General features: G+C 71.0%; 3 protein-coding genes. 2 read left to right on the top strand and 1 reads right to left on the bottom strand.

Annotated features, from left to right (window positions below; genetic code table 11):
- The coding region (locus DBR36_RS06820) for a dioxygenase (RefSeq protein WP_108318152.1) at positions 1–228 on the bottom strand (228 nt) is incomplete at its 3' end.
- Positions 229–302: 74 nt separating this feature from the next.
- On the opposite strand from DBR36_RS06820, the gene DBR36_RS06825 reads away from it, so the two are divergent.
- Both DBR36_RS06825 and rpsD read left to right on the top strand, forming a co-directional pair.
- The gene (locus DBR36_RS06825) at positions 303–1,700 is read left to right on the top strand and encodes a replication-associated recombination protein A (RefSeq protein ID WP_108318153.1); all 1,398 of its coding nucleotides are present in this window, start codon (positions 303–305) and stop codon (positions 1,698–1,700) included.
- Between the two features lie 186 nt (positions 1,701–1,886).
- The gene (gene rpsD / locus DBR36_RS06830) at positions 1,887–2,516 is read left to right on the top strand and encodes a 30S ribosomal protein S4 (RefSeq protein WP_108318154.1); all 630 of its coding nucleotides are present in this window, start codon (positions 1,887–1,889) and stop codon (positions 2,514–2,516) included.
- The last annotated feature ends 57 nt before the right edge of the window (positions 2,517–2,573 follow it).

Genomic DNA, 2,573 nt, shown 5'->3' on the forward strand with positions numbered 1-2,573 from the left:
GGCCGACGTGGATGAGGGGGTGGGCTGCGGCATCCCGGGTCCGACCGTGAAGTACGCCGTCTGGACGCCGACCGCGGCCAGGACGACGAGCGCTCCGACGACGATGCCGAGGATGTTGTCACGGCGGCGGCGACGACCCTGCCGCTCGTGCAGTTCGACGCGCGCCTGGTACGCGCGCGCCCGCTCGCGCTGCTCGCGGGTCTGTCGGTCTCTGCCTCGCGCTGCCACGTGATCCTCCTCCGCCCCTCCGGGCGAATCGATCCTACAAAGCCGACGTCCGAGGCCCCGGCTAGCCTGGAACGGTGACCCCCTCAGCCGCGCTCTTCCAGGGCCAGACGCCGCTCGCCGTCCGCATGCGGCCGGTCAGCCTCGACGAGGTTGCCGGCCAGGGGCACCTGCTGCGACCCGGTTCTCCGCTGGTGACGCTGGCGACGACCGATTCCTCGGCGGCGGGCTCGGCGGTGTCCGTCATCCTCTGGGGTCCGCCCGGCACGGGCAAGACGACGCTCGCCCAGGCCATCGCACGCTCCTCGGGTCGCCGGTTCGTCGAGCTGTCCGCGATCACCGCCGGGGTCAAAGACGTGCGCGAGGTCATGCAAGAGGCGTTGACCCAGCGCGACCTCTACGGCCAGTCGACGATCCTCTTCCTCGACGAGATCCACCGCTTCACCAAGGCCCAGCAGGACGCCCTGCTGCCCGGCGTCGAGAACGGCTGGGTCGTCCTGATCGCCGCCACCACCGAGAACCCCTCGTTCTCGGTCATCTCGCCCCTGCTCTCGCGCTCCCTGCTGCTGACGCTGCGCCCGCTCGGCGACGACGACCTCGGCGCGCTGGTCGACCGCGCGGTCGCCGATCCCCGCGGTCTCGCGGGCCGGGTGGTGCTCGAGGACGAGGCGCGCGCCGCCCTCGTGCGGCTGGCGTCGGGCGACGCGCGTCGCGCCCTGACGGCGCTCGAGGCCGCGGCATCCGTCGCCGGAGACGACGCCGGGACAGCAGGGGGGCGGACGGATGCCGAAGAGGGCGACGACGCGGAAGACGACGAGGCGCAGCCTCCGAGCGAGCTCCCCGTCATCACGGCCGACCACATCGCGCAGGCCGTCGACCGCGCCCTGCTGCGGTACGACCGGCAGGGCGACGAGCACTACGACGTCATCAGCGCCTTCATCAAGTCGGTACGCGGATCCGACGCGGATGCCGCGATCCACTACCTCGCGCGCATGATCGAGGCGGGGGAGGACCCCCGCTTCATCGCTCGGCGCCTGGTGATCTCGGCCGCAGAAGACATCGGCATGGCCGACCCGCAGGCGCTGCAGATCGCGGTGGCGGCCGCCGACGCGGTCGCCTTCATCGGCATGCCCGAGGGACGCATCCCCCTCGCCGAGGCCACGATCTACCTGGCGACCACCGCCAAATCGAACGCCGCGTACAACGCCATCAACGCCGCGATCGCCGACGTCCGCGCCGGCGGATTCGGCCGCGTCCCCCTGCACCTGCGCGACGCCCACTACCCGGGCGCCAAGCGTCTCGGACACGGCAAGGGCTATAAGTACGCGCATGACAGCGAGATAGGAATCGTGACGCAGCAGTATCTGCCCGACGAGCTGCGCGGACGCCGGTACTACCAGCCGACCAGTCACGGCACCGAGCGCGACGTCTCGGCGCGACTCGAGAAGATCCGCCGCATCCTCGACGGCACCTGAACGCCGACGGCGGCTGCACAACGGCCTCTGCTAACATGAACCGGCTCGAAACAGGGTTTTCGGGCATCCCCTCCTTCTTGTGATCACCATCCGGTGCGCCCCGGCGTGCGCTCCGGACCGGGCAGAAGGGGGCGATACGCCCGCGAGCCGCGAAAGGCGCGGCCGCGTCATCGGAAGGAGAACTTCGTGACCACGAAGTCTCAGGACCGCCGCAAGGTGCGTCTGTCGCGCGCCCTCGGCGTCGCGCTCACCCCCAAGGCCGCCCGCTACCTCGAGAAGCGTCCCTACGCTCCCGGCGAGCACGGCCGCACCAAGCGCAAGGCCGACAGCGACTACGCCGTCCGTCTGCGCGAGAAGCAGCGTCTGCGCGAGCAGTACGGCATCCGCGAGAAGCAGCTGCGCATCGCGTTCAACGAGGCCCGCCGCACCGACGGCCTGACCGGTGAGAACCTGGTCGAGCTGCTCGAGATGCGTCTGGACGCCCTCGTCGTGCGTTCGGGCTTCGCCCGCACCACCGCGCAGGCCCGCCAGCTCGTCGTGCACCGCCACATCCTGGCCGACGGCCAGCTCGTGGACCGCCCGTCGTTCCGCGTGAAGCCGGGTCAGCAGATCCACGTCAAGCCGAAGAGCGAGGGCCTCGAGCCCTTCCAGGTCGCCGCCGCCGGTGGGCACGCCGAAGTGCTGCCCCCCGTCCCGGGCTACCTCGAGGTCGACCTGTCGACGCTCCAGGCCAAGCTCGTGCGTCGCCCCAAGCGCGCCGAGGTGCCCGTCACCTGTGACGTGCAGCTCGTCGTCGAGTACTACGCCGCCCGCTGATCCCAGCGAGCACATGAAGGGCGTCGGGTTCTCCCGGCGCCCTTCATGTGCTCGCTG

The sequence above is a fragment of the Microbacterium sp. HMWF026 genome (genome assembly GCF_003061325.1).
Taxonomy (GTDB): domain Bacteria; phylum Actinomycetota; class Actinomycetes; order Actinomycetales; family Microbacteriaceae; genus Microbacterium; species Microbacterium testaceum_E.